The 23,623-nt window shown below is 66.3% G+C and carries 17 protein-coding genes; 11 read left to right on the top strand and 6 right to left on the bottom strand.

Annotated elements, in window-relative coordinates:
• Positions 1–29: 29 nt before the first annotated feature.
• Together GE300_RS06470 and GE300_RS06465 are read right to left on the bottom strand one after the other, a co-directional pair.
• A complete protein-coding gene (locus tag GE300_RS06470; protein WP_154445737.1) occupies positions 30–1,184 on the bottom strand; it encodes a PLP-dependent transferase in 1,155 nt (384 codons plus the stop codon).
• A complete protein-coding gene (locus GE300_RS06465; protein ID WP_233416824.1) occupies positions 1,181–1,885 on the bottom strand; it encodes a FadR/GntR family transcriptional regulator in 705 nt (234 codons plus the stop codon). The genes GE300_RS06470 and GE300_RS06465 overlap by 4 nt, the downstream gene beginning before the upstream one ends.
• Positions 1,886–2,200: 315 nt before the next feature.
• Between GE300_RS06465 and GE300_RS06460 the strand changes: the two genes are divergently transcribed.
• The 4 genes from GE300_RS06460 to GE300_RS06445 all read left to right on the top strand — a co-directional run bounded on the left by GE300_RS06460 (position 2,201) and on the right by GE300_RS06445 (position 8,418).
• Positions 2,201–2,758: a helix-turn-helix domain-containing protein gene (locus GE300_RS06460; protein WP_154445735.1), complete on the top strand. Its 558-nt coding sequence runs from the start codon at positions 2,201–2,203 to the stop codon at positions 2,756–2,758.
• 9 nt (positions 2,759–2,767) lie between these two features.
• Entirely contained in the window at positions 2,768–5,209 is a 2,442-nt protein-coding gene (locus tag GE300_RS06455; RefSeq protein ID WP_154445734.1) for a GcvT family protein, read from the top strand.
• Between the two features lie 25 nt (positions 5,210–5,234).
• Positions 5,235–7,679, top strand: coding sequence for a GcvT family protein (locus GE300_RS06450; RefSeq protein ID WP_154445733.1), 2,445 nt, complete (start codon positions 5,235–5,237; stop codon positions 7,677–7,679).
• 61 nt (positions 7,680–7,740) lie between these two features.
• Positions 7,741–8,418 carry a hypothetical protein gene (locus GE300_RS06445; RefSeq protein WP_325063132.1) on the top strand — a complete coding sequence of 226 codons (678 nt, stop codon included), beginning with the start codon at positions 7,741–7,743 and terminating at the stop codon, positions 8,416–8,418.
• Positions 8,419–8,518: 100 nt separating this feature from the next.
• Here the strand turns inward: GE300_RS06445 and GE300_RS06440 are convergent, their stop codons facing one another.
• The 3 genes from GE300_RS06440 to GE300_RS06430 form a co-directional block, all read right to left on the bottom strand.
• On the bottom strand, positions 8,519–9,784 hold the full coding sequence (locus tag GE300_RS06440) for an ABC transporter permease (RefSeq protein WP_325063139.1): 1,266 nt from the start codon (positions 9,782–9,784) through the stop codon (positions 8,519–8,521).
• A 5-nt stretch (positions 9,785–9,789) separates the two neighbouring features.
• Entirely contained in the window at positions 9,790–10,596 is an 807-nt protein-coding gene (locus GE300_RS06435) for an ABC transporter ATP-binding protein (protein WP_154445731.1), read from the bottom strand.
• 124 nt (positions 10,597–10,720) lie between these two features.
• On the bottom strand, positions 10,721–11,725 hold the full coding sequence (locus tag GE300_RS06430; RefSeq protein ID WP_154445730.1) for a taurine ABC transporter substrate-binding protein: 1,005 nt from the start codon (positions 11,723–11,725) through the stop codon (positions 10,721–10,723).
• A gap of 87 nt (positions 11,726–11,812) precedes the next feature.
• Here GE300_RS06430 and GE300_RS06425 point away from each other — a divergent pair, with 87 nt between their 5' ends.
• From GE300_RS06425 to GE300_RS06395, 7 genes are all read left to right on the top strand, one after another.
• A complete protein-coding gene (locus GE300_RS06425) occupies positions 11,813–12,898 on the top strand; it encodes a LysR family transcriptional regulator (protein ID WP_233416821.1) in 1,086 nt (361 codons plus the stop codon).
• A 145-nt stretch (positions 12,899–13,043) separates the two neighbouring features.
• Positions 13,044–15,479, top strand: coding sequence for a GcvT family protein (locus tag GE300_RS06420; RefSeq protein WP_154445729.1), 2,436 nt, complete (start codon positions 13,044–13,046; stop codon positions 15,477–15,479).
• Positions 15,480–15,637: 158 nt separating this feature from the next.
• A complete protein-coding gene (locus GE300_RS06415) occupies positions 15,638–16,849 on the top strand; it encodes a DegT/DnrJ/EryC1/StrS family aminotransferase (RefSeq protein WP_233416851.1) in 1,212 nt (403 codons plus the stop codon).
• 170 nt (positions 16,850–17,019) lie between these two features.
• On the top strand, positions 17,020–18,402 hold the full coding sequence (locus GE300_RS06410; RefSeq protein WP_154445727.1) for an aminotransferase family protein: 1,383 nt from the start codon (positions 17,020–17,022) through the stop codon (positions 18,400–18,402).
• Between the two features lie 68 nt (positions 18,403–18,470).
• Positions 18,471–19,949, top strand: a complete 1,479-nt coding sequence (gene pdxR / locus GE300_RS06405; RefSeq protein ID WP_154445726.1) for a MocR-like pyridoxine biosynthesis transcription factor PdxR — start codon at positions 18,471–18,473, stop codon at positions 19,947–19,949.
• Between the two features lie 97 nt (positions 19,950–20,046).
• Positions 20,047–21,816, top strand: coding sequence for a sulfoacetaldehyde acetyltransferase (gene xsc / locus GE300_RS06400; protein WP_154445725.1), 1,770 nt, complete (start codon positions 20,047–20,049; stop codon positions 21,814–21,816).
• A 15-nt stretch (positions 21,817–21,831) separates the two neighbouring features.
• Entirely contained in the window at positions 21,832–22,899 is a 1,068-nt protein-coding gene (locus GE300_RS06395) for an acetate/propionate family kinase (RefSeq protein ID WP_154445724.1), read from the top strand.
• Positions 22,900–23,217: 318 nt separating this feature from the next.
• On the opposite strand, the gene GE300_RS06390 is transcribed toward GE300_RS06395, so the two are convergent.
• Positions 23,218–23,619 (bottom strand): response regulator, encoded by a 402-nt coding sequence (locus tag GE300_RS06390; RefSeq protein ID WP_154445723.1) that lies wholly within the window; start codon positions 23,617–23,619, stop codon positions 23,218–23,220.
• Between the last annotated feature and the right edge of the window lie 4 nt (positions 23,620–23,623).

Raw genomic sequence — 23,623 nt, 5'->3', positions numbered from 1 at the left:
CCCCGGTACGGGACCGCCGCCTGGCTCGTTCAGTTCTTGGCCACCTCCAGCGCCTGCACGAAGTCCTTCCAAAGATCCTCGGCCGACTCGAGCCCGAGACTGAGCCGCACCAGCCGCGGCGGCACGCCGAAGCGCTGCGGCGCATTCTGCTCGCCGGCCTGTTTCAAGGTGATCGCGGCCGGCACGGCCAGGCTTTCGAAGCCGCCCCAGCTGACCCCGAGCCGGAACAGTCTGAGCGCGTCCGCGAAGTGCGGAATACTGATGTTCTCGGACAATTCCACCGAGAGCAGCCCGGACCGCCCGCGCAGCCCCGGCGCGGCATCGGCACCGGGCGAGCGCACCCGCGTGACCTCGGGCCGTGTCGCCAGCCGATCGACGAACAGATCGGCGGTGCCGCCATGCTGCCGCATCCGCGTCTCGAGCGTGCGCAGCCCGCGCAACAGCAGCCACGCCTCGAACGGGGCGAGCTTGGCACCGAGAAGCGGCAGCGTTAGATCGCGCAGCCGGCCGATCAGCTCGGCCGGCCCGGCCACGACCCCGGCCACCGTGTCCGAGTGGCCAGAGATGTATTTCGAAGCCGAATGGATCACCAGATCGATGCCAAGCGCGACCGGGTTGAGCAGCGCCGGGGTGGCCCAGGAATTGTCGAATACCGTGAGCGCGCCGTGGCGGCGCGCATGGCCGGCGACGACCTGCAGGTCCATCACCTCCATCATCATCGAGTTGGGGCTCTCGAGATAGGCCAGGCGCGCCCCCGCGAGCAGATCGGACTCGCGCTCGAACTGCTCGGGCGGGTGGTAGGTGATCTCGATACCCCAGGGTCGGAGCATCCGCTCCATCAGCCGGTAGCTGTCGGGATAGACGTGGGTGATGCAGGCGATCCGGTCCCCGGGTTTCACCAGGGCGAAAAGCGTTGCCGCGACCGCCGCCATGCCCGAGGCGAAGCCGACCGCGGCCTCGGTCGCCTCGAGCCGCGCGATCATCTGTTCGAAGGCGCTGACGGTAGGATTCTGCACCCTGCTGTAGAGCGGCCTGTCCGAGCGTCCCGCCATCCGGTCCTCGAACTCGGCATAGCTGGCGAAGCCGAACAGCGAACTCTGGTAGATCGGCGGGGTCATCTCGCCGAAGGTGCCGTCGTGCGGCGCGGCAAGCAGGGTGTCGAGACCCTCCATTCGCGTTGTCATGCCTGTTCTTCCCGGAAGGTGACGGCGGCGGCCGCAGCGGCCACCTCGTCGAGGATGCGCGTCATCAGGTCTGCGGCGGTCTCGGCATCGCCGGCAACGATCGCCTCGGCCAGCGGGCGGTGCAGCGGAAGCGACGCGTGCCCCAGCTGGGGCTGGCCGAACGGCGCCTCGTAGATGTCGTGGAAGGCGCGCAGCAGCTGGTTGATCAACTGGCCGAACAGCGGGTTGCCGGTGGCGGCGTGGATCGCGGCATGGAAGCGGTGATCGACCGCGCGCCAGTCTTCGCCCGCCTCGTAGACTGCCATCAGTTCAAGCATCAGGCCACGGATCTCGTGGCGCTGGCGCTCGTCGGCGTGGCGCGCGGCGATCCGCACCGCCTCGATCTCGAGCGGACGGCGTACGGCCAGCGTGCGTGCAAGGCTCTGCGCTTCCAGAGTGACCGACAAGGGCAGCTGCAGGGCGTGTCCCGAGATGTCGGTGGCCAGCACCGTGCCGGCGCCCTTGTTGCGGGTGACGATGCCCATCGCTTCCCAGGACTTGATTGCCTCGCGCACCGTGCCGCGCCCCAGCCCGAGGCGTCGCGCAAGATCGACCTCGGCCGGCAGGCGGTCGCCGGCGCCGAGACTTTCGGAGTCGATGATCTCCAGCAGGGCATCCATGACCTGGCGCTGCTTGTGCGATGCGGGGGCAATCGGGTCCATGCGGTTCCTTGGCGTCGATGCGACGATCCTCCCGAAATTGTCGGACATAGTCAACATTTATGTCCTACATAGATGGCGCCGTGACGGGTAGGTTGTCTGGCCGGCGAAGAAGGGGGCAAGCCGCGCGCCTGCGTCTGGCGATGTTCGATAAGCACGAAAATAAAAACCAAGCGATATGAGGACGCTAGTCGTTTTCGTGAAATTATTCGACGGAATTTCATTGATTTTCGGTGAAATTTTGATCCAGAATTTCATGGACTGCAGCGAACTGCGGTCGGCGGGCACGGAGCCGCGCCAGCGGGACGGGGGGACACGATGCGGGGCGGCAAGCTTCTTGGACAGGATATCCGGGCCTTGCGGAACGCGCGCAGCATGAGGCTCGAGGAACTTGCCAGAGGAGCAGGCAAATCGCTGGGCTGGCTGTCTCAGGTAGAGCGCGGCATTTCCACCCCCAGCGTGGATGACCTGCAGAACATCGCGCGCATTCTGGACGTGCCCATGTCGATGTTCTTCGGCGTGGCGGATGCCGCCGAGGACGAGCAGGGGCTGATCGTGCGCGCCTCGGCGCGGCGGCAGATCGGAGAGCGCGACAACGGACTGGTCGAGGCATTGCTGTCACCCGACCTGACCGATGACTTCGAGGTCGTCCACTCCACCTTCCTGCCGGGTGCGGCGCTTGGGCAGAACCGCCGGCGCGCGACTTCGGAAGTCGTCTATCTCATCTCCGGCAAGCTGGATGTCTGGATCGAGGACCGGCACTTCACCATCGAGGCCGGAGACAGTTTCCGCATCAAGGGCTCGGAGTATCGCTGGGCCAACCCCTATGATGATCCCGCTTCGGCGATCTGGGTCATCTCCCCCCCGGTTTATTGAGGTTCGGCCATGTCTCTTCCCTCTGTCGCGCGCGTGGTGATCATCGGTGGCGGCGTGGTCGGCGTTTCGGCGCTGTATCACCTGGCCAAGGCGGGCTGGACCGAATGCGTCCTTCTCGAGAAGAACGAGCTTACCGCAGGTTCGACCTGGCACGCCGCGGGCAACTGCCCGAACTTCGCCGCCAGCTACGGCGTGATGAACATGCAGCGCTACGGGCTGGCGCTGTATCGCGGCCTCGCGGCAGAGGTCGACTATCCGATCAACTACCATGTGACCGGCGCCATTCGCCTTGCCCACACCCACGAGCGGATGATGGAGTTCGACCGCGTGCGCGGCATGGCGGCCCACATGGGGCTGACGATGGAGATGTGCACGCCCGACGAGCTGCGGCAGCATTTCCCGTTCATGGAAACCCATGATCTGGAAGGCGGGCTCTGGGATCCGCTGGATGGCGATATCGACCCCAGCCAGGTGACACAGGCACTGGCCAAGGGCGCGCGGGCGCACGGCGGCACCATCGCGCGCTTTACCCCGGCCACCGGCGTGAGTCGCGAGAACGGCGAGTGGATCGTGCACACGGGCAAGGGCGACATCCGCTGCGAAATCGTCGTCAACGCGGCGGGCTACTACGCGGCGCGGGTCGGCGAGTGGTTCCTGCCCCACGGCGGGCGCAGGGTGCCGCTGACGGTGATGAGCCACCAGTATTTCCTGACCGAGGCCATCCCCGAGGTCGCGGCGTGGACCAGAGAGCATGGCCGCAAGCTGCCGATGCTGCGGGACGTGGACAGCTCGTACTACCTGCGCCAGGACACCCATTCGCTGAACCTCGGGCCGTACGAGCGCAACTGCCAGGCGGCCTGGGTCAGCGCCGATGCCCCGATGCCCGAGGACTTCAGCTTCCAGCTCTACCCGGACGATCTGGACCGTCTGGAGTGGTACATCATGGACGCGATGGAGCGCGTCCCGCTGCTGGGCACCCAGGGCGTGCAGCGCAACATCAACGGGCCCATTCCCTACACGCCCGACGGGCTGCCGATGCTCGGGCCGATGCCGGGCGTTGCGAATGCGTTCGAAGCGCACAGCTTCACTTTCGGCATCGCTCAGGGTGGGGGTGCCGGCAAGGTCCTGTCCGAGTGGATCATGCACGGCCACACCGAATGGGACATGTGGTCGGTCGACCCGCGCCGCTACACCGACTACACCGATCCGCAGTACTGCCTGGGCAAGGCGCTGGAAACCTACGGCCACGAGTACGCGATGCATTTCCCGCATCACGAATGGCCCGCCGAGCGTGACAGGAAGCTGTCGCCGAACCACGAGCGCCTGATCGCTGATGGTGCCCGGATGGGTGCGTACAACGGCTGGGAGCGGGCGAACTGGTTCGCCAGGGACGGCGACGACACGTCGCAGGCGGCAAGCCGGACCTGGAACCGCAATGGCCCCTGGGAGCCGCGGGTCCGGGACGAGGTCGAGGCGGTGCGCGACGGCGTCGGCGTCATCGACATGTGCGGCTTCTCGCGCTTCGCGCTGAGCGGCGCGGGCGCGGCGGAATGGCTGCGCGGGATCATCGCCGGCGGCTTGCCGAAGATCGGCCGGATGAACCTGATCTACCTGGCCGACAGCCGGGGCCGCGTGCTGACCGAGATGTCCTGCATGCGCCATGGCGAGGACAGCTTCACGCTGATGACGGCGGCCCTGGCGCAGTGGCACGACTTCGAAGTGCTCTCGCGCAGGCTGCCCGAGGGCCTGTCGCTGACGGACCGGACCGCCGAGACGACGACCCTGCTGGTCACCGGGCCGAAGGCGCGCGATCTGTTAGCGGGCCTCGGCGAGGCGGATCTGTCGCTTGGCTGGCTCACGCACCAGCAGACGACCGTGGCCGGCCGGCCGGCGCTGATGGCGCGGGTCTCGTTCGCGGGCGAGCTGGGCTGGGAGGTCCATGTCGCGCCGCAGGACGCCGCGGCAGTCTATGCCGCGATCCGCGATGCGGGCGCGACGCCGTTCGGGATGTACGCGCTGAACTCCCTGCGGATCGAAAAGGGATACCTGACGTGGAAGGGCGATCTGTCCACCGACTACACCCTGCTGGAAACCGGGCTGGGCCGCTTCCTGCGGCTCGACAAGCCGCAGGATTTCCCCGGCAAGGCGGCGCTGCAGGCCGAAGCCGAAGCGGGCTCGACCAGACGCATGGTCACGCTGGTCGTCGAGCCCGGCGAGCAGGATGCGCCCTACATGGCGGCGGTGTTCGCGAACGGCGAACGCGCGGGCGAGGTGACCTCGGCCGCCTATGGCTACCGCGTCGGCGCGGCGATCGCGATCGCGATGCTCGATGTTCGTGCCTGCGTGCCCGGAACCGAGGTGGAGGTCGAGGTCTACGGCCAGCGTCTACAGGCGATCGTGCAGGAAAGCGCAGCGCTCTGGGACCCCGAGAACATCCGGATTCGCGCGTGATCAGACGATAGAAGGACGCTGAAAAATGGCTCTTCCCCCTCAGAAAGCCCGGGTGGTCATCGTCGGCGGCGGGGTGATCGGCTGTTCCGTCGCCTACCACCTGAGCAAGCTGGGCTGGACGGATGTGGTCCTGCTCGAGCGCAAGCAGTTGACCTCGGGCACCACCTGGCACGCTGCCGGGCTGATCGCCCAGCTGCGCGCGTCGAAGAACATGACCCGGCTGGCGAAATACAGTCAGGAACTCTACGGATCCCTCGAAGCGGAAACCGGGATCGCCACCGGCTTCCGGCGCAACGGCTCGATCACCGTCGCCCTGTCCGAAGAGCGGCGCGAGGAAATCCTTCGCCAGGCGTCGATGGCGCGCGCCTTCGGCGTCGAGGCGGAGGAAATCAGCCCGTCCGAGCTGCTCCGGCGCTACCCACACGTCAATACCGACGGCGTGCGCGCCGCCGTCTACCTGGACAAGGACGGTCAGGGCGATCCGGCGAACATCGCCCTGGCGATGGCGCGCGGTGCCCGGCAGCGCGGCGCGCAGATCCTGGAGCGGGTGAAAGTCACGGGGTTTGCCACGGCCGGCCGCCGGATCACCGGCGTCTCGTGGCAGGCAGGGGGCGAAAGCGGCACGACCGCGTGCGAGCACGTCGTCAACTGCGCCGGGATGTGGGGCCACGAGGTCGGGCGGAAGATGGGCGTCAATGTCCCGCTTCACGCCTGCGAGCATTTCTACATCGTGACCGATACGGTGCCCGGCCTGCAGCAGCTGCCGACCCTGCGCGTGCCGGAGGAGTGCGCCTACTACAAGGAGGACGCGGGCAAGATCCTGCTCGGCGCGTTCGAGCCGGTCGCCAAGCCATGGGGCATGAGCGGCATTCCGGACAGCTTCGAGTTCGACCAGCTGCCCGAGGATTTCGACCATTTCGAGCCGATCCTGGAAATGGCGGTGCACCGGATGCCGATCCTGGCGGAGGCGGGCATTCACACCTTCTTCAACGGGCCCGAAAGCTTCACCCCCGACGACGCCTATCACCTTGGCCTCGCGCCGGAGATGGACAACGTCTGGGTGGCCGCCGGGTTCAACTCCATCGGCATCCAGTCCGCGGGTGGCGCCGGCATGGCGCTGGCGTCGTGGATGGACAGCGGAGAAAAGCCGTTCGATCTGGGCGACGTGGACATCGCCCGGATGCAGCCCTTCCAGGGCAACAGGAGCTATCTGTTCGAGCGGTCCAGGGAAACGCTGGGTCTGCTCTATGCCGACCATTTTCCTTTTCGCCAGAAGGCGACCGCGCGCGGCATCCGGCGCTCGCCGCTGCACGACGCGCTGAAGGCGGAAGGCGCGGTGTTCGGCGAATTCGCCGGGTGGGAACGCGCCAACTGGTTCGCCGACGAAGGCCAGGACGCGGCGTATCACTATTCGTGGAAACGGCAGAACTGGTTCGACAACGCCGCGCGCGAGCACAAGGCGATCCGCGAGAATGTCGGCATCTACGACATGTCGTCGTTCGGCAAGATCCGGATCGAGGGCCCGGATGCCGAAGCCTTCGTCAACCATGTTGCCGCCAGCAACCTCTCGGTCCCGGTGGGCAAGATCGTCTACAGCCAGTTCCTCAACGCCTCGGGCGGGATCGAGGCGGATGTGACCGTCACCCGCCTGTCCGAGACCGCCTATCTGGTGGTGACGCCGGCGGCGACGCGTCTGGCCGACCAGGCGTGGATGCGCCGCCACGTCGGCGATCATCGCGTGACCCTGACCGACATGACCGCGGCCGAGGCCGTGATCTGCGTCATGGGGCCGAATTCCCGCGATCTGCTGCGGCAGGTGTCGCCGGACGACTTCTCGAACGCGGTGAACCCCTTCGGCACATGCCAGCAGATCGAGATCGGCATGGGCACGGCCCGGGCGCACCGCGTCACCTATGTCGGCGAACTGGGCTGGGAGCTATATGTCTCGACGGACATGGCCGCGCACGTCTTCGAGGTGCTGCGCGACGCCGGGCGCGGCATGGACGCCAGGCTCTGCGGTCTGCACATGATGGACAGCTGCCGGATCGAGAAGGGCTTCCGCCATTTCGGTCACGACATCTCGAGCGAGGACCACATTCTCGAGGCCGGGCTCGGCTTTGCCGTCAAGAAGACCGACGATCCCTACATCGGCCGCGAGGCGGTGCTGAAAAAGCGCGAGGAGGGGCTGCAAAGGCGCCTGGTGCAGTTCCTGCTGACCGATCCCGAACCGTTGCTCTATCACGCCGAGCCCATCGTTCGTGACGGCAATATCGTGGGCTATCTCAGCTCGGGTGCCTATGGCCATCATCTCGGCGCGGCGGTCGGGATGGGGTACGTTCCGAGCGCCGGCGAAACGGCGCAGGACGTTCTGGCATCCCGCTACGAAATCGAGATCGCCGGGCGCCGGGTCGCGGCCACGCCGTCCCTGAAACCGCTCTACGATCCGAAATCCGAGCGGGTGAAGGTTTGACTCGGGCCGGTGGGGACAACAGCAATTCCGCATCACCGTGTCGGCGATAGGTCAAAAGCGCGTGATCGTCCCGCTGGTCGGCGAAAAACGCGCTAGTTTTCCCGCACTTGGTTGGGAGGAAATTGTCATGAAGAAATCCGCACTGGCGCTTGTCGCGCTAATTGTCGCCGCTCCGGTTTTTGCGCAGGACGCGGCGATGAGCTTCTTTATCACCAGCGAAAATCCGGGCAACGGAGCGGATCTCGGCGGTCTTGATGGTGCCGACGCATATTGTGGCGAACTTGCCGCGGCAGCAGGTGTTTCCGGGAAGACCTGGCGCGCCTATCTTTCGACGTCCGAAGTCGATGCCCGCGACCGGATCGGGTCCGGTCCTTGGGTCAACGCGAACGGCGACGAGATTGCATCGGACCTCGAGGCGCTTCACGGCGAGAACAATATCAGCAAAGACACGGCGCTGGACGAGACCGGGAATGTCGTGAACGGCCGGGGCGACGATCCCAATCGTCACGACATTCTCACCGGCTCGAACTCCGACGGCACCTTCGCCGGGCAAAGCTGCGAGGACTGGACGGCTTCGGGCGAAGGATCGGCCGTCGTTGGCCACCATGACCGGATGGGGCTGGACGAAAGCCCGCCGATGCTTTCCTGGAACTCGTCGCATCCATCGCGAGGCTGCAGCCTCGAGGCGCTGCGCTCGACGGGGGGAGACGGCCTTCTCTATTGTTTCGCGGCCGAATAGCAGGCAGCGGCCGGCTGGCAGGTTGCCTGCCGGCCGCTGCATCGGCGATCGAAGCGCCCGATTGCCGGATGGCGCCACGCAAACGGTCTGAAGCCGGTGTTCAGCTGCGGCCCTTCCAGGGGACCAGAACGTTCTCGACCTTCCGCATCAGTATGTCGATGCCGAAGCCGATCACGCCGATGAGTATGATTCCCATGAGCACGATGTCGGTCAGCTGAAACTTCGAGGCGACCATGATCATCATGCCGGCCCCTTCCGACGCGGCGACAAGTTCCGCGGCCACCACCGTACCCCAGCAGACGCCCATCGCGACCCGGGCGCCGGTAAAGATTTCCGGCAGCGAGTTGGGCATGATGACGTGACGCATGATCTGGAACTTGCTGGCGCCAAGCGAGTACGCCGCGTGGACCTTGGAGATGTTGACCCCCGACACGCCCGCGCGGGCCGCGATCGCCATGATCCAGAGCGAGGCGAGGAACAGCAGGATGATCTTGCCGGTCTCGCCGATGCCGAACCAGATGATCACCAGCGGGATCAGAGCCAGCGGCGGGACCGGGCGCATGAACTCCACGATCGGCTCGAACCAGCCCCGGAACCAGTCGGACAGGCCCATCGCGTAGCCGAGCGGGATACCCAGAAGCGCGCCCAGCAGAAAGCCCGCTATGACCCGGAACAGGGAGTAGCCCAGATGCTGCCAGAGCGTGCTGTCGCGATAGCCATCGGTGGCGATCTCGGCCATCCGCGCAACCACGTCCTCGGGCGGCGGAAGCCAGATCGGCTCCATCTGCAGCCCCGAAGGCGGCGAGAAGGTGATCGCACCCTTGTCGGTCAGCGCGAACCGGCCTGCATCTGTGCGGATCTCGGTGCCCGGACCGATGTCGACACCGTCGATCGCGGCTACGCGCGCGCCATCCTTGCGGGTGACTTCGTCGTTCCGGTCGAACAGGATCGTCGACGAGCGCGACGCGTTCATCGCGACCGCGTCGTTCTTGGCGATGCCTTCGCCCTGGTCGACCTCGAAATTCTCCGATTCCTGACCGAAGTCGGCCACGCGCACGTATACCGTTGCGTCATCGCGCTGACCGTCGGCGGTTTCCAACGTGTAGGTGAACGAGGTGTCGCCCACGAACGGTGCAGGCGCATGCAGGAAGCCCGGCACCCAGGCCGATCCGGTGAACGAGCCCCAGATCAGGAAGATCGTGAGCACCGACACGATCGAGGCGAACCGGTTCGAATTCACCGCACTTTCGTCGCCGAAGGTCACGGTCTTGAGCGAGGTGAAGTCGCGGGTCGTCTTGCGTGCAAGGAAGCGTACCGCCAGGAAAGACAAGACGAAAATCGCGATGTAGACGAGCAGGATCATGATGCCGATCATTGCTCGGTCTCCGAACGACCCATGATTTCCTCTTCCATGTTCCAGATCATCCCGAGGATCTCTTCGCGCGTTTCGGCATAGCCGTCGGCATTTTTGACTTCACGCAGATCCGCGCCGACGCCCATGTCGGCGAACGGCAGCTTGTATTCCTTGTGGATCCGGCCCGGCCGCGGGGCCATGACCAGCAGTCGTTCGCCAAGCAACAGCGCCTCTTCCACCGAATGCGTGATGAGAATGATGGTCTTGCCGGTTTCCTTCCAGAGCCGGAGCACCAGCCCCTGCATCTTTTCGCGGGTGAGCGCGTCCAGCGCACCGAGCGGCTCGTCCATCAGGATCACGTCGGGGTCGTTGGCCAGACAGCGCGCCAGCGCGACACGCTGCTGCATGCCCCCCGACAACTCGTAGATCGCCTTGTCCTTGAAATCGTTGAGCCCCGTCACGTCGAGCAGCCGGTCGACCTGCGCGCCCCAGTCGGCCTCTTTCTGTCCCTTCATCCGCGGGCCGAAGCTGACATTGGAGCGGACGTCCATCCACTCGAACAGCGCGCCCTGCTGGAACACCATGCCGCGTTCGGCGTCGGGTCCGGTAACATTGTGCCCGTTCATCACCACGGTGCCGTCGGTCGGCGCAAGGAAGCCCGCGACGATGTTGAGTAGGGTGGTCTTGCCACATCCGGAGGGGCCGAGAACGCTCATCAATTCACCTTCGTTGAGGTGCAGAGAGACGTCCTTGAGGGCCTGAACCGAGCTGCCGTTGGGCAGATCGAACCTCATGGAAATGTTTTCGATGGACAGTCCGGTCATGGCCCGCCTTTTGGTTCATGCGTGCATGTAGACCTGCCGTGCGGAGCCATCGCGGCGCGCAGCGACAGGCACTGGGGGTACAGACACCCGGGCGGCGGAACGCTCCCCCGCCCGGTCCATCGGCTTACATGCCGCCCGAGGTTTGAAGCGGGCCGGTGTTCACGGCGTTATCGTAGGTGTCGAGCGCCGAATCGATCGAGCCGGCCTCCACGAACACGTCGGCGACCTCTTTCATGTAGGTCTGCGCGGTACCGTTCAGCCAGTTCTCGCTCAGCTGTTCTTCGATGGTCGGGAATTCGAAGGTGGCGATCGTCGCCATGGTTGCATCTTCATCCATTCCCGCATCCTTGGCGATCAGCGGCAGCATCTCGGCGCGGTTCGCCTCGTCGGCCCACATGGCGTTGGCTTCGGCCGTGACCTTGAGGAATGCCGCCACCAGATCGCCGTTTTCGGCGACCCAGCCAGCCGGCCCGGAGGTCACGTCGAAGACCAGGATGCCCAGTTCGGTCTTCTCCTCGCCGCTGAGCAGCACGTTGCCATGCTCGAGCGCGCGGCGCAGGGAGCCGCCCCAGCCACAGAACATGTCGACCGCACCCTGCGCGATCGCCGCGGCGCCGTCGGGCGGGTCCATGTCGACCACGTCCATGGTCGAGATGTCGACGCCGAAATGGTCCATCTGCTTGAGGAAGCCGTAGTGCGCCGCGGTGCCGAGCGGTACGGCAACCTTCTTGCCTGCCAGCTCGTCCGCGTTCGACGCGTCGATCTCCAGTTCCGAGCGGACCACGCAGTTGTCGTTGTCGGCATAGGAAACCGCGACATCGAGGATCTGCAGATCCTGCCCGGCCGAGGTCGCGACCACGAACGGCGGCATGCCCTGGCTGACCGAAAGCTGCACGTCGCCCGACGCCATCGCCGCCGACATCTTCACGCCGCTGTCGAAGCTGACCCAGTTGATGTCGACGCCCAGGGCCTCCTCGTAGGTGCCCTTCTGCTTGGCGTACTCGAACGGCATGGGCCATTCGAGGAAGTAGGCAACGGTAAGGCTTTGGGCCACCGCCTGAGAGGCGCTGAACATCGTCGCGCTTGCCGCAAGCGCCGCGAGGGTGGTCTTGATTGACTTGGATCGCATGTTGCATTCCCTGTTTTTTAGGACGGCCGCCACTCGGTCCTCCGAGTTGGATTTGACTATGGGCCGGAGCCATCTCGCAAGGTTTCAATGAGCGAGTCCGAAAAATGCTACTTTTGCGAGAAAAATGGATTACAGTTTCGAATTATTCGAAGCCTTGCGCTGCGATTTCTGCAAACAGGTGATGGGCTGGTCATGAAGCGGACGAACCTGAGCCTGCGCGGACTGGAAATCTTCCAGCTGGTGGCGAAATCGGGATCGGTGCGGCAGGTCGCGACGGAAACCGGTCTGTCCATCAGCACCGTATCCCATCACCTGCGCGCGATAGAGGAGAGCCTGGGCGTCAGTCTGGTGGACCATACCCGGCGTCCGATGGTGCTGACGCCGGCAGGCAGCATCTTCGCGCGCCACGTGGAAGAAGGGCTTCGGATCATCCGCCGCGGCGAGACCGAACTGACCTCCGGCAATCTGGCGCAGGTGCGCGAGCTGCGTCTGGGCATCGTCGACGACTTCGACAGCGAGGTCGCGCCCGAGCTGGCGCAGTTCCTCGCGCGGGCGATGCCGAAATGCACGTTCAAGCACCACACCCGCCCGAGCCACGAGATCATCCGCCTGCTTTCGGAACAGAAGCTCGATGCCGGCCTGGCGACCCGGCCGATCTCGCAGAACACGGGACTGACCGAGTACCCCGTTCTGCGCGATCCCTTTGTCGTTGCCGTTCCGACGTCGGCCGAGGTTTCGCCGGAGGATTGCCTGGCGGACCGCGGCAATCTGCCGTTTCTGCGCTATTCGAGCCTCCAGATCATCGGCAGCCAGATCGAGGCGCATCTGCGACGGTCCCGGGTGAGCCTGCCGAATCGGTTCGAGCTCGAAAGCAATCACTCGCTTCTCGGCATGGTCGCCGATGGCAGCGGCTGGGCGATCACGACGCCGACCAGTTTCGTGCGTGCCAAACGGTTCCACGATCAGGTGGTGCTGCATCCCTATCCGGGCCGGGGGTTCGCGCGCACCTTGTCCCTGTTCGCGACCGAGCTCTATCCGCAGGCCTCTGCCGAACTTATCGCCGGCTATCTGCGCCGCCTGATCAAGCGGCATTTCGTCGACCCGATCTCGAAGAACTACACATGGCTCTCGCCGGGATTCAGGGTGCTCGAATCGAACCTGGACGACGGCTGAATGCGATCCGGCTTGCGCTGCGGCGAGGCCGGCCCGGAAGTTTCAATCAGTCTCAACCTTGTTTGGATAAAATCGCAACTGCGGAGGTCTTGTTGACGCAGGCGCCCGGTCGCTCGTTCTAGATAGGCGACAGAGGGAGAATGCGATGAAAAGTACGGCGCGAGTCGTGGTCATTGGTGGCGGTATCGCCGGGTGCTCGACGCTCTACCATCTGACCCGCGAAGGCTGGACCGATGTCGTTCTGCTCGAACGCGACGAGCTGACCTCCGGGACCACCTGGCACTCGGCCGCGCAGGTCACGAACTTCGGCATGACCCAGACGATGGTCGGGCTGAAAAGCCACTCGATCGCGCTGTACAAGGACCTGGCCGACGACGCGGATTACCCGATCAACTACCACCACGCCGACGGCGGCCTGCGTCTCGCCCAGACCGAGGCGCAGATGGACGGCTACCGCCATTTCGCCTCGATGGCGCGGGGGATGGGGGTCGATTTCGAGGTGATCGACGCCGAAGAGTGCGCCCGCCGCCACCCGCTGATCGCGACCGGCGATCTTATCGGCGGCCTCTGGGATCCGCTGGACGGCGACATCGACCCGGCGCAGCTTTGCCAGGCGCTTGTGCGTCGCGCGCGCAAGGCCGGCGCCGAGGTCTATCGCCACACGCCGGTAAGCGGCCTCACCCAGCATCCGGACCACAGCTGGACGGTGCACACCGGGAAAGGCGACATCGACTGCGAGGTCGTGGTCAACGCCGCCGGCTACCGGGTGAACGAGGTCGGTGCGATGATGGGGGTGCACCATCCGGTCGCCTCGATGGAGCACCAGTATTTCCTCACCGAAAACATTCCGGCCATCGCCGAAGCCGGCCACCGGATGCCGCTGATCCGTTGCCCGATCAGCGACTTCTATTGCCGGCAGGAAAAGCAGGGACTGCTGGTCGGGTTCTACGAACAGGATTGCCGGACCTGGGGGATGGACGGGATCGATCCGCATTTCACCAACGCGCTGTGCCCGGACGACCTGGAACGCGTAACCGACGTGCTGGAAGGGGCCATCGCCCGGCTGCCGGCGCTGGGCGAGGTGGGCATCCACACCATCATCAACGGGCCGATCACCTATACCATCGACGGCGCGCCGCTGGTCGGGCCGGTCCCGGGAACGCGCAATGCGTTCTGCATCATCGGTCTGAGGGCCGGACTTGGCGAAGGTGGTGGCCACGGCTGGCTGCTCGCCCAGCAGATCGTCCATGGCGAAGCCTGCTACGACACCTGGGTGATCGATCCGCGCAGGTTCACCGGCCACGCCAACGTGGAGTTCACCGCGGTAAAGGCGATCGAGGACTATCAGAACGAATTCCGCTTCCATTTCCCCAACGAGCACCGCCCCGCGGGACGCCCGGCCAAGACCACGCCGCTTACACCGGTTCTGGCGGCCGAGGGGGCGGAGTTCACGGTCGTGAACGGCTGGGAGCGGGTCGAGTACATCAAGCCCGCGCCGCACTTCCGGCCGACGCTCGGGTTCCGGTTCGACGAAGCCTTCGACGTTGTGGCCGCAGAGGTGGCGGCGGTGCAGGACGCGGTCGGACTGGCCGAGGTCAACGGGTTCAACCGGCTGGAGATCACCGGTGCGGATGCGCATGATTTCCTCGACCGGATGTTCTGCGGAACGGTGACGCGGCGTGCGGGGCGGGTCGGGCTCGCGTATCTGCTCAACGCCCATGGCATGTTGAAATCCGAGGCGACCATCGCCAATCTTGCGGCGTCCGACCGGGGGCCGGCGCGGGTCTGGTACGGCTCGGCGGCGGCCAGCGAATTTCACGACATGGACTGGCTCTCCGGCCACATCCTTCCGGGCGAGGACGTGCGGATCCGCAGCCTGACCAATGACCAGACCATACTGGTGCTTGCCGGGCCCAGGGCGCGCGAAGTGCTTGCCGGCGTCGCGCGCGGCGATTGGTCGAAGAGCGCCTTCCCCTGGCTCTCGGTACGCGAATGCTTCGTCGGCATCGCGCCCGCCACGGTGATGGCGGTCAGCTTTTCGGGCGAACTGGCCTACGAGATCCACCTGCCCAACGCGTCGCTCTACGCCGCCTATCTGGCCTTGCGCGAGGCCGGGGCGCCGCACGGGATGCGGCTGTTCGGGGCGCGGGCGGTCGATTCCATGCGGATGGAAAAGGGCTTCCTGCACTGGAAGGCGGACATTCTGACCGAGTTCGACCCGTACGAGACCGGCCTCGGACGGTTCGTGAAGATCGACAAGGGGGACTTCGTCGGCCGCGACGCCTTGCGACAGCGCCGCGCGGCGGGCCCGCGCCGCAAGCTCGTGACACTGGCTTTGGACTGCACTCATGCTCCGGCGCATCCGGGCGCCTCGGTGATGGCGGCGGACGAGGTTGCCGGTACGGTCACCTCGGGCGGCTGGGGGCATCGGACCGGATTGAACCTCGCCTACGCCTTCGTCACCCCCGAACTGGCCGCCCCGGATACCTCGATAGCGGTCGACCTGCTTGGCGCGCGGGTTCCCGCCCGGGTGGTCGAGCAATGCTCGTACGACCCGGACTTCTCGCGGGTTCGCGCCTGACCCGCATCGACAGAGGATATGCGCCCCATGCAGCCTGCCCGTTTGCCGCGTCCGAAGCGCCCGCACTTGTCCACGCCGCGCGGGTGGATCGACCAGCTGCCGACACAGCCGTGCCGCGCGGGCATTGCAGTCCGCGACGATCAGGGATCCGGGCGATGATGCAGACACGTTTCACCGGCAGCTTCACCCAGCAGGAGCCGATCCCCGAGGAGGCGATCGAAGCGGCGGTGGCGGCGCTGCGCGGCGCACGGTTGCACCGGTACGGCCTGAGGCCGGGCGAAGTCGGCGAAGCGGCGGCGCTGGAGCGGGAGTTCGCCGACTGGCAGGGCAGCCGCTATTGCCTTGCAGTGACCTCCGGCGGGCAGGCGATCCAGATCGCGCTCAGGGCGGCGGCGGTGGCGCCCGGCGCGCCGGTGCTGACCAACGCCTTCACCCTGGCGCCGGTGCCCGGTGCCATCCACGCGGTGGGCGCCCGCCCGGTGCTGGTGGAAATCGACGACGACCTCAGGCTCGATCTCGACGACCTGGCGCGCAAGGCCGAGGCGTCGGGGGCGCGTTGCCTGTTGCTGTCGCACATGCGCGGGCATCTGTGCGACATGGACCGGCTGATGGAGATCGCGCGCGCCCACGGCATCACCGTGATCGAGGATTGCGCGCACACGATGGGCGCGCGCTGGAACGGCGTGCGCTCTGGCAATTTCGGCCTCGCGGGCTGCTTTTCGACCCAGACCTACAAGCATTTGAATTCCGGCGAAGGCGGGCTGCTGACCTCGGACGATCCCGACTTCATGGCGCGCGCGACGATCCTTTCGGGCAGCTACATGCTCTACGCGCGCCATGGCGCCGGCCCGGGGCCGGAAAGTTTCGAGGCACCGCGCTACGAGATGCCGAACCTGTCGGCCCGCATGGATGCGCTGAGGGCGGCGGTCCTTCGCCCCCAGCTTGCCCGGCTGGAAGAGAACACGGATCGCTGGAACCGCCGGTACGAGGCCGTCGCCGCCGAGCTTGCCGGATCGGCGCGCATCACACTGCCGGACCGGCCCGAACCCGAGCGCATGGTCGGCTCGTCGATCCAGTTCCGGGTGCCGGATCTGGATGCCGCCGGCTGCCGGGACTTCGTCGCGCGCGCCGGTGCGCGCGGCGTCGAGCTGAAATGGTTCGGCAGCGCCGATCCGCTGGGCTTCACCTCGGCCCACCGAAGCTGGCGCTATGTCTCGGCTCAGGATCTGCCGCGGACCGACCGCGTGCTCGCGACGCTGTTCGACATGCGCCTGCCGCTGACCTTCTCCGAGGCGGATTGCACCCTGATCGGCACGATTCTCCGCGAGGAGGCCGGCGAGGTCGATCAACGACCTGCCGCACGCCCGTAGCGTCGCGCAGGATTGCGGCTGTCGCGCCGCCCCGACATGGCATCGTGCCCGGATCTGGATCCAGACGTTGTGCCGCTCTGGCCCTATCAACAGCTTTCAATGATGCAGATTATCTGAATTCACAGGGTATGCGGCGGGCCCGATTCCGCCTCGCCACAAGGACAGACCCCATGAACATCGCGCAAACCGCAAACGACATGTCTTCGATCGTCCACGCCGACAAGGCGCATGTCTGGCACCACCTGTTCCAGCACAGGGCGCTCGACAACGCCGACCCGCGTATCATCGTCGACGGCAAGGGCCTTCGGGTCTGGGACCAGAACGGCGTCGAGTTGATCGATGCGGTTTCCGGCGGCGTCTGGACGGTGAACGTGGGCTTCGGCCGCGAGACCATCGCCGACGCGGTGCGCGACCAGCTGCTGAAGATGAACTATTTCGCCGGCGTGCTCGGCTCGGTGCCCGGTGCGGAGTATGCGGAGCGGCTGATCGAGAAGATGCCCGGGCTCAGCCGGGTCTACTACTCGAACTCGGGGTCCGAGGCGAACGAGAAGGTGTTCAAGATGGTGCGCCAGATCTCGCACCGGCACCATGGCGGCAGGAAGTCGAAGATCCTCTTTCGCGAACGGGACTACCACGGCACGACCATCGCCACCCTCGCGGCGGGCGGGCAGCCTCAGCGTGCGGCGATGTATGGCCCGTTTCCGGACGGGTTCGTGGAGGTGCCGCATTGTCTGGAGTACCGCAGCCAGTTCCCCGGCGCCGAGGACTACGGCATCGCTTCGGCGAACGCCATCGAGGAGGTGATCCTGCGCGAAGGGCCCGACACCGTCGGCCTGCTGTGCCTCGAGCCGATCACCGCCGGTGGCGGGGTGATCGTGCCCCCCGGGGGATACTGGGAACGGGTGCAGGAAATCTGCCGCAAGTACGAGGTGCTTCTGCATATCGACGAGGTGGTCTGCGGGGTCGGCCGGACAGGTACCTGGTTCGGCTACCAGCACTACGGCATCCGCCCCGATTTCGTGACCATGGCGAAAGGTGTCGCGTCCGGCTATGCGGCGATCTCCTGCACGGTGACGACCGAGGCGGTGTTCGACATGTTCAAGGACGACGGCAGCGATCCGCTGGGCTATTTCCGCGACATCTCCACCTTCGGCGGCTGCACCGCCGGTCCGGCGGCGGCGCTGGAGAACATGCGCATCATCGAGGACGAGGGGCTGCTGGAGAACACCACCCGCATGGGCGCGCGGCTGATGGACAACCTGCGCGCGCTGATGGACAGGCACGCCGTGATCGGCGACGTCCGCGGCAAGGGCTTGTTCTGCGGCGCCGAGCTTGTGACCGACCGTGCCAGCAAGGAACCCGTGGACGAGAAGCTTGTGCAGGCGGTGGTCGCAAGCTGCAACCGCCAGGGGGTGATCATCGGCGCGACCAACCGCTCGTTGCCGGGGTTCAACAACACCCTGTGTCTGGCCCCGGCGCTGATCGTCACCGCGGACGAGGTCGACCAGATCACCGGCGCGATCGACACCGCGCTTGCCGAGGTCTTCGGCTGAACGGCGCGGTTGCGCCAGCGCCGCTACGGGCATTTGCCGGGGCTTCCTACGGGTCTATGGTCGGGACCATGGCGATCCCGGTCGAAGCCTTCTTTCTGACCCCGGACGGTGAGGGGACCCTGCAACAGCAGGTCCGCGGCATGGTGATGCAAGGCATCCTGTCGAACCTGTTTCCGGCCGGCGCACGCCTGCCGTCGAGCCGGAAGCTGGCCGAGCACCTCGGAACCAGCCGGATCACCGTTACCCTTGCCTATACCGACCTGGTGGCGTCGGATTACCTCGTCTCGCGCGGGCGATCCGGCTATTTTGTCTCGGAAAGCGCGCCGAGGAAGCCGGAGTTCCAGCTGCCCGCGACCAGTGTCGCAACCGCGACCGACTGGAGCCGCGCGATCGGCAGCAGGTTCTCGGGCAGCGAGATCGTGACCCGCCCCAGGAACTGGCGCGACTACCCCTATCCGTTCATCTACGGCCAGGCCGATGCCCGGCTTTTCGACCACCACAACTGGCGTGCCTGCGCACTGAGGGCGTTGTCGCCGCGCGAATTCGAGGCGACGACGCTGGACCAGTACGACCAGGATGATCCGAAGCTGGTGGATGTGGTGCAGCGTCACATCCTGCCGCGGCGCGGGATTCGCGCGCGGCCGGAGCAGATCCTGATCACCATGGGGGCGCAGAATGCACTGTGGATGGCCGCCGAGATCCTGCTGACGCAGCGGCGCGTGGCGGTACATGAAAACCCCTGCTATCCCGAGCAGCGGAAGATCCTCGAGCGCACGCGATGCACCACCGTCGCACTGGACGTGGACGAGGGCGGGCTCGATCCGGAAACCCTGCCGGATCGGGTCGACGTGGTGTTCACCACCGCCAGCCACCAGTGCCCGACCAACGTGACCATGCCGGTCGACCGACGCAGGCGCCTGATCGAACTGGCGGCAAGGCGCGGTTTCGTCATCGTCGAGGACGATTACGAGTTCGAGATCCCGGACACTGCTGCCCCGGCGCCGTCGCTCAAGGCGATGGACCGGGGCGGCGCGGTGGTGCACGTCGGATCGTTCTCGAAATCGCTGTTCCCCGGGCTGAGGCTTGGCTATCTCGTCGCCGACGAGGCGTTCATCCGCGAGGCGCGGTCGCTGCGCGCGCTGATCCTGCGGCATCCGCCGGGGCATATCCAGCGCACCGCGGCCTACTTCCTGGGGCTGGGCCATTACGACAGCCAGCTGAACCGCATGGCGCGGGCCTACCGGCGTCGCCGGGCAGAGATGGACGCGGCCCTCCGGGCGCATGGCCTTTTGCACGGGCCCGATCACGCGCGTGGCGGGTCCAGCTTCTGGATCGACGCCGGCGAAGGCGTCGACACGTCCGCGCTTGCGCGCAATCTGCTGGCGGACGGGGTAGTCACAGAGCCCGGCAGCGTGTTCTTTTCCGACCGGCCGGCCGGGCGGCGCTTCTTCCGGCTCGGCTATTCGTCGATCGACAGCGGAAAGATACCGGAAGGAATTCGCCGGATCGCGGCGCGCCTGGAACAATCTGGATGCACCCGACCGTAGCAACTGGCCCTATCCCGACCCGTCTTGTCGCGGCTATGACACGATGTGATCCCGAGCGACAGGGGCCGCCGAAATCGAAGATCTAGGAGAGACGCCGATGAAAATGACAACCGAAGAGGCCTTCGTCAAAGTGCTTCAGCGGCATGGGATCGAGCATGCGTTCGGGATCATCGGGTCGGCGTTCATGCCGATCTCGGACATATTCCCGAAAGCAGGGATCACCTTCTGGGACTGCGCCCACGAGGGATCGGGCGGGATGATGGCCGACGGCTATACCCGCACCACCGGCAAGATGTCGATGATGATCGCCCAGAACGGGCCCGGGATCACCAATTTCGTCACCGCCGTCAAGACCGCCTACTGGAACCACACGCCGCTTCTGCTGGTCACCCCGCAGGCCGCGAACAAGACCATCGGCCAGGGCGGGTTCCAGGAAGTCGAGCAGATGGCCCTGTTCCAGGACATGGTGGCCTACCAGGAGGAGGTGCGCGACCCGTCCCGCGTGGCCGAAGTCCTGACGCGCGTGATCGCACAGGCCAAGCGCCTTTGTGGCCCCGCCCAGATCAACATGCCCAGGGACATGTGGACGCAGGTCATCGACATCGACCTGCCGGAACCGATCGAGTTCGAACGCTCGCCGGGCGGCGAGAACGCGGTGGCGCAGGCCGCCGCGCTGCTTTCCGAGGCACGGAGCCCCGTGATCCTGAACGGGGCGGGCGTGGTCCTGTCGCAGGGCGGGATCGAGGCGGCCAAGGCCCTGGCCGAGCGGCTGGATGCGCCGGTCTGCGTGGGCTACCAGCACAACGATGCGTTCCCCGGCTCCCATCCGCTGTTCGCGGGGCCGCTCGGCTACAACGGCTCGAAGGCCGCGATGGAACTGATCAAGGATGCGGATGTCGTCCTCGCGCTCGGCACCCGGCTCAACCCGTTCTCGACCCTGCCCGGTTATGGCATGGACTACTGGCCGGCCGACGCGAAGATCATCCAGGTCGATCTCAACCCGGATCGGATCGGCCTGACCAAGAAGATCAGCGTTGGCATCGTCGGCGACGCGGCCAAGGTCGCGCGCAGCATCCTCGAGGGCCTGTCCGAAACCGCTGGCGATGCCGGGCGGGCGGAGCGCAAGGCGCGCATCTCGGACGCCAAGACCACCTGGGCGCAGCAACTCGCCGCGATGGACCACGAGGATGACGATCCCGGCACAAGCTGGAACCAGCGCGCCCGCGCCGCCAAGCCCGACTGGATGAGCCCGCGCATGGCATGGCGCGCGATCCAGTCGGCGTTGCCGCGGAACGCGATCATCTCGTCGGACATCGGCAACAATTGCGCGATCGGCAATGCCTACCCGGACTTCGACGAGGGGCGGAAATATCTCGCCCCCGGCCTGTTCGGCCCGTGCGGCTATGGTCTGCCTTCGATCATCGGCGCGAAGATCGGCTGCCCGGATGTGCCGGTGGTCGGCTTTGCCGGGGACGGGGCCTTCGGCATCGCGGTGACCGAGCTGACCGCCATCGGTCGCAAGGAATGGCCGCCGATCACCATGGTCGTGTTCCGCAACTACCAATGGGGCGCCGAAAAGCGCAACTCGACGCTGTGGTACGACGACAACTTCGTCGGGACCGAACTGGACGAGCAGGTCTCCTACGCCGGGATCGCGAGGGCCTGCGGCTTGCAGGGCGTGCAGGCGCACACGATGGACGAGCTGACGGAGGCGTTGAACGCGGCCGTCGAGGATCAGATGAAGCACGGCAGGACCACGCTGATCGAGGCGATGATCAATCAGGAACTGGGCGAGCCGTTCCGCCGCGATGCGATGAAGAAACCGGTCGAGGTGGCCGGGATCGACCCCGCCGACATGAGAAGATAGCGCGCGGCGTTGGCCATGGGCCACATCCTTGTCGTCAATGCCGGGTCGTCCTCGATCAAGTTCGCCCTGTTCGACCCGGCGCTCGAAGAGCGCCTGCGTGGCGAGGCGGCGGGCATCGGCGGTGCGGGCCTGCTGAAGGTCGCGGAACAGGTCCGGCAGGTGGCGATGCCGGACCACGCCGTTGCGCTTTCGGCGGTTCTGGGCGCGCTGGCGGCCGAAGGCATCGGGCCCGAAGACCTCGCAGGCGCAGGCCACCGGGTGGTGCATGGCGGGCAGGCGCTGACTGCGCCGGCGCGGATCGATGCCGGGGTCGAGGCCGCGATCGAGGCGGCCATACCGCTTGCCCCGCTGCACAACCCCAACGCGCTGCTCGGGATCCGGGCGCTGCGGCAGATCGTTCCCGACCTGCCCCAGGTCGGCGTGTTCGACACCGCCTTTCACGCGACCAACCCCGAGATCGCCCGCCGCTATGCGATTCCGGCCGACTACGATGCGCAAGGGCTGCGGCGGTTCGGGTTCCACGGGATCAGCTTCGCCGCCCTCGTCGAGGCGCTGCACCCGAACCTGCCGAGCCGGCTGCTGGCGCTGCATCTCGGCAATGGCGCGAGCCTTTGCGCGATCCGCGACGGCAGAAGCGTCGCCACCACCATGGGCTATTCGCCGCTGGACGGGCTGACCATGGGCACGCGCAGCGGCGCGCTCGATTGCTCCGTGGCGTTGCGCCTGGCGCGCGAGCTGGGGGCGGACCGGGCCGAATCGGTGCTGAACGCCGAAAGCGGGCTTCTCGCGCTGGCGGGCAGCAACGACATGGCCACGCTCCTCGGTCGGAAGGATGCCGCCGCGCGCTTCGCCGTCGATCATTTCTGCTACTGGGCGGCGCGGCACGCGGGCTCGATGGTGGTGGCGATGGGCGGGCTCGACGCGCTCGCCTTCACCGGTGGCATCGGCGAGAACGCGCCGGCCGTCCGCACGCAAATCGTCAACTACCTGAAATTCCTCGGCGACGTGCCCGTGCACGTGATCCCGGCGCAGGAAGAACGCCAGATCGCCCGCGACGTGGCCGCAGCCCTGAAAACCGTCTGAGCTTTGCGGGACGGTGCCGTCATGCGACCTGTGGCCACCCGCAGGCGCAGCCCAGACCGGGTCTCCCCGGCGCTCCCTTGTGCGGTCGCCCGATGCATCGTTGTTCGATGGTCGCGCTGGGCCGGCGTTGCAGGTCATCGGCGCCAGCTTGACATCAGGGCCGTCACCCGCCCTCGCGCGGCGCGGAATCCGGCGTGATTTCTCGGTGAAGGAGTTTCCTGGAGGACCCTGGTGACGTATCGACATCCGGGCGCGCGGCGCGTGGCGCGTGCGGGATCGAGAGGAGCGCGCTGGGGCGGCGGCCCCAGTAGCAAGTGATCAGCGCAGGCTGCTGGCGATATCGTTCAGCGCGCTTGCGATCCGGCCGGTCGGGTAGGGCTTGGGAAAGCACAGGCAGCCATCCGGCACGTCCATCTTCTCGATACCCATGATGCCCGACGCGAAAATGATGTGGACCGGCGGCCAGCGGTCGCGCACGTAAGCCGCCAGTTTCAGGCCGTCCATCGACCCCGGCATTTCCACGTCAGTGAACAGGATGGCGATGTCGGCGTGACGTTCCATCAGCGCGATGGCGTCGTCAGCGTTCCCCGCCCCATAGGTCGGGAACCCCGCGTCCTCGATCATGTCGATGGCTTCCATGCGGATCAGCGGCTCGTCCTCGACCACCAACACCGCGCATCTGGGTTGCCCCGATCCGCTCTTTTCTGTCTTGTCGTCCATCACA

The organism is Halovulum marinum (assembly GCF_009697225.1).
GTDB lineage: Bacteria > Pseudomonadota > Alphaproteobacteria > Rhodobacterales > Rhodobacteraceae > Halovulum > Halovulum marinum.
This window is presented reverse-complemented; position numbering and strand designations above follow the sequence as displayed.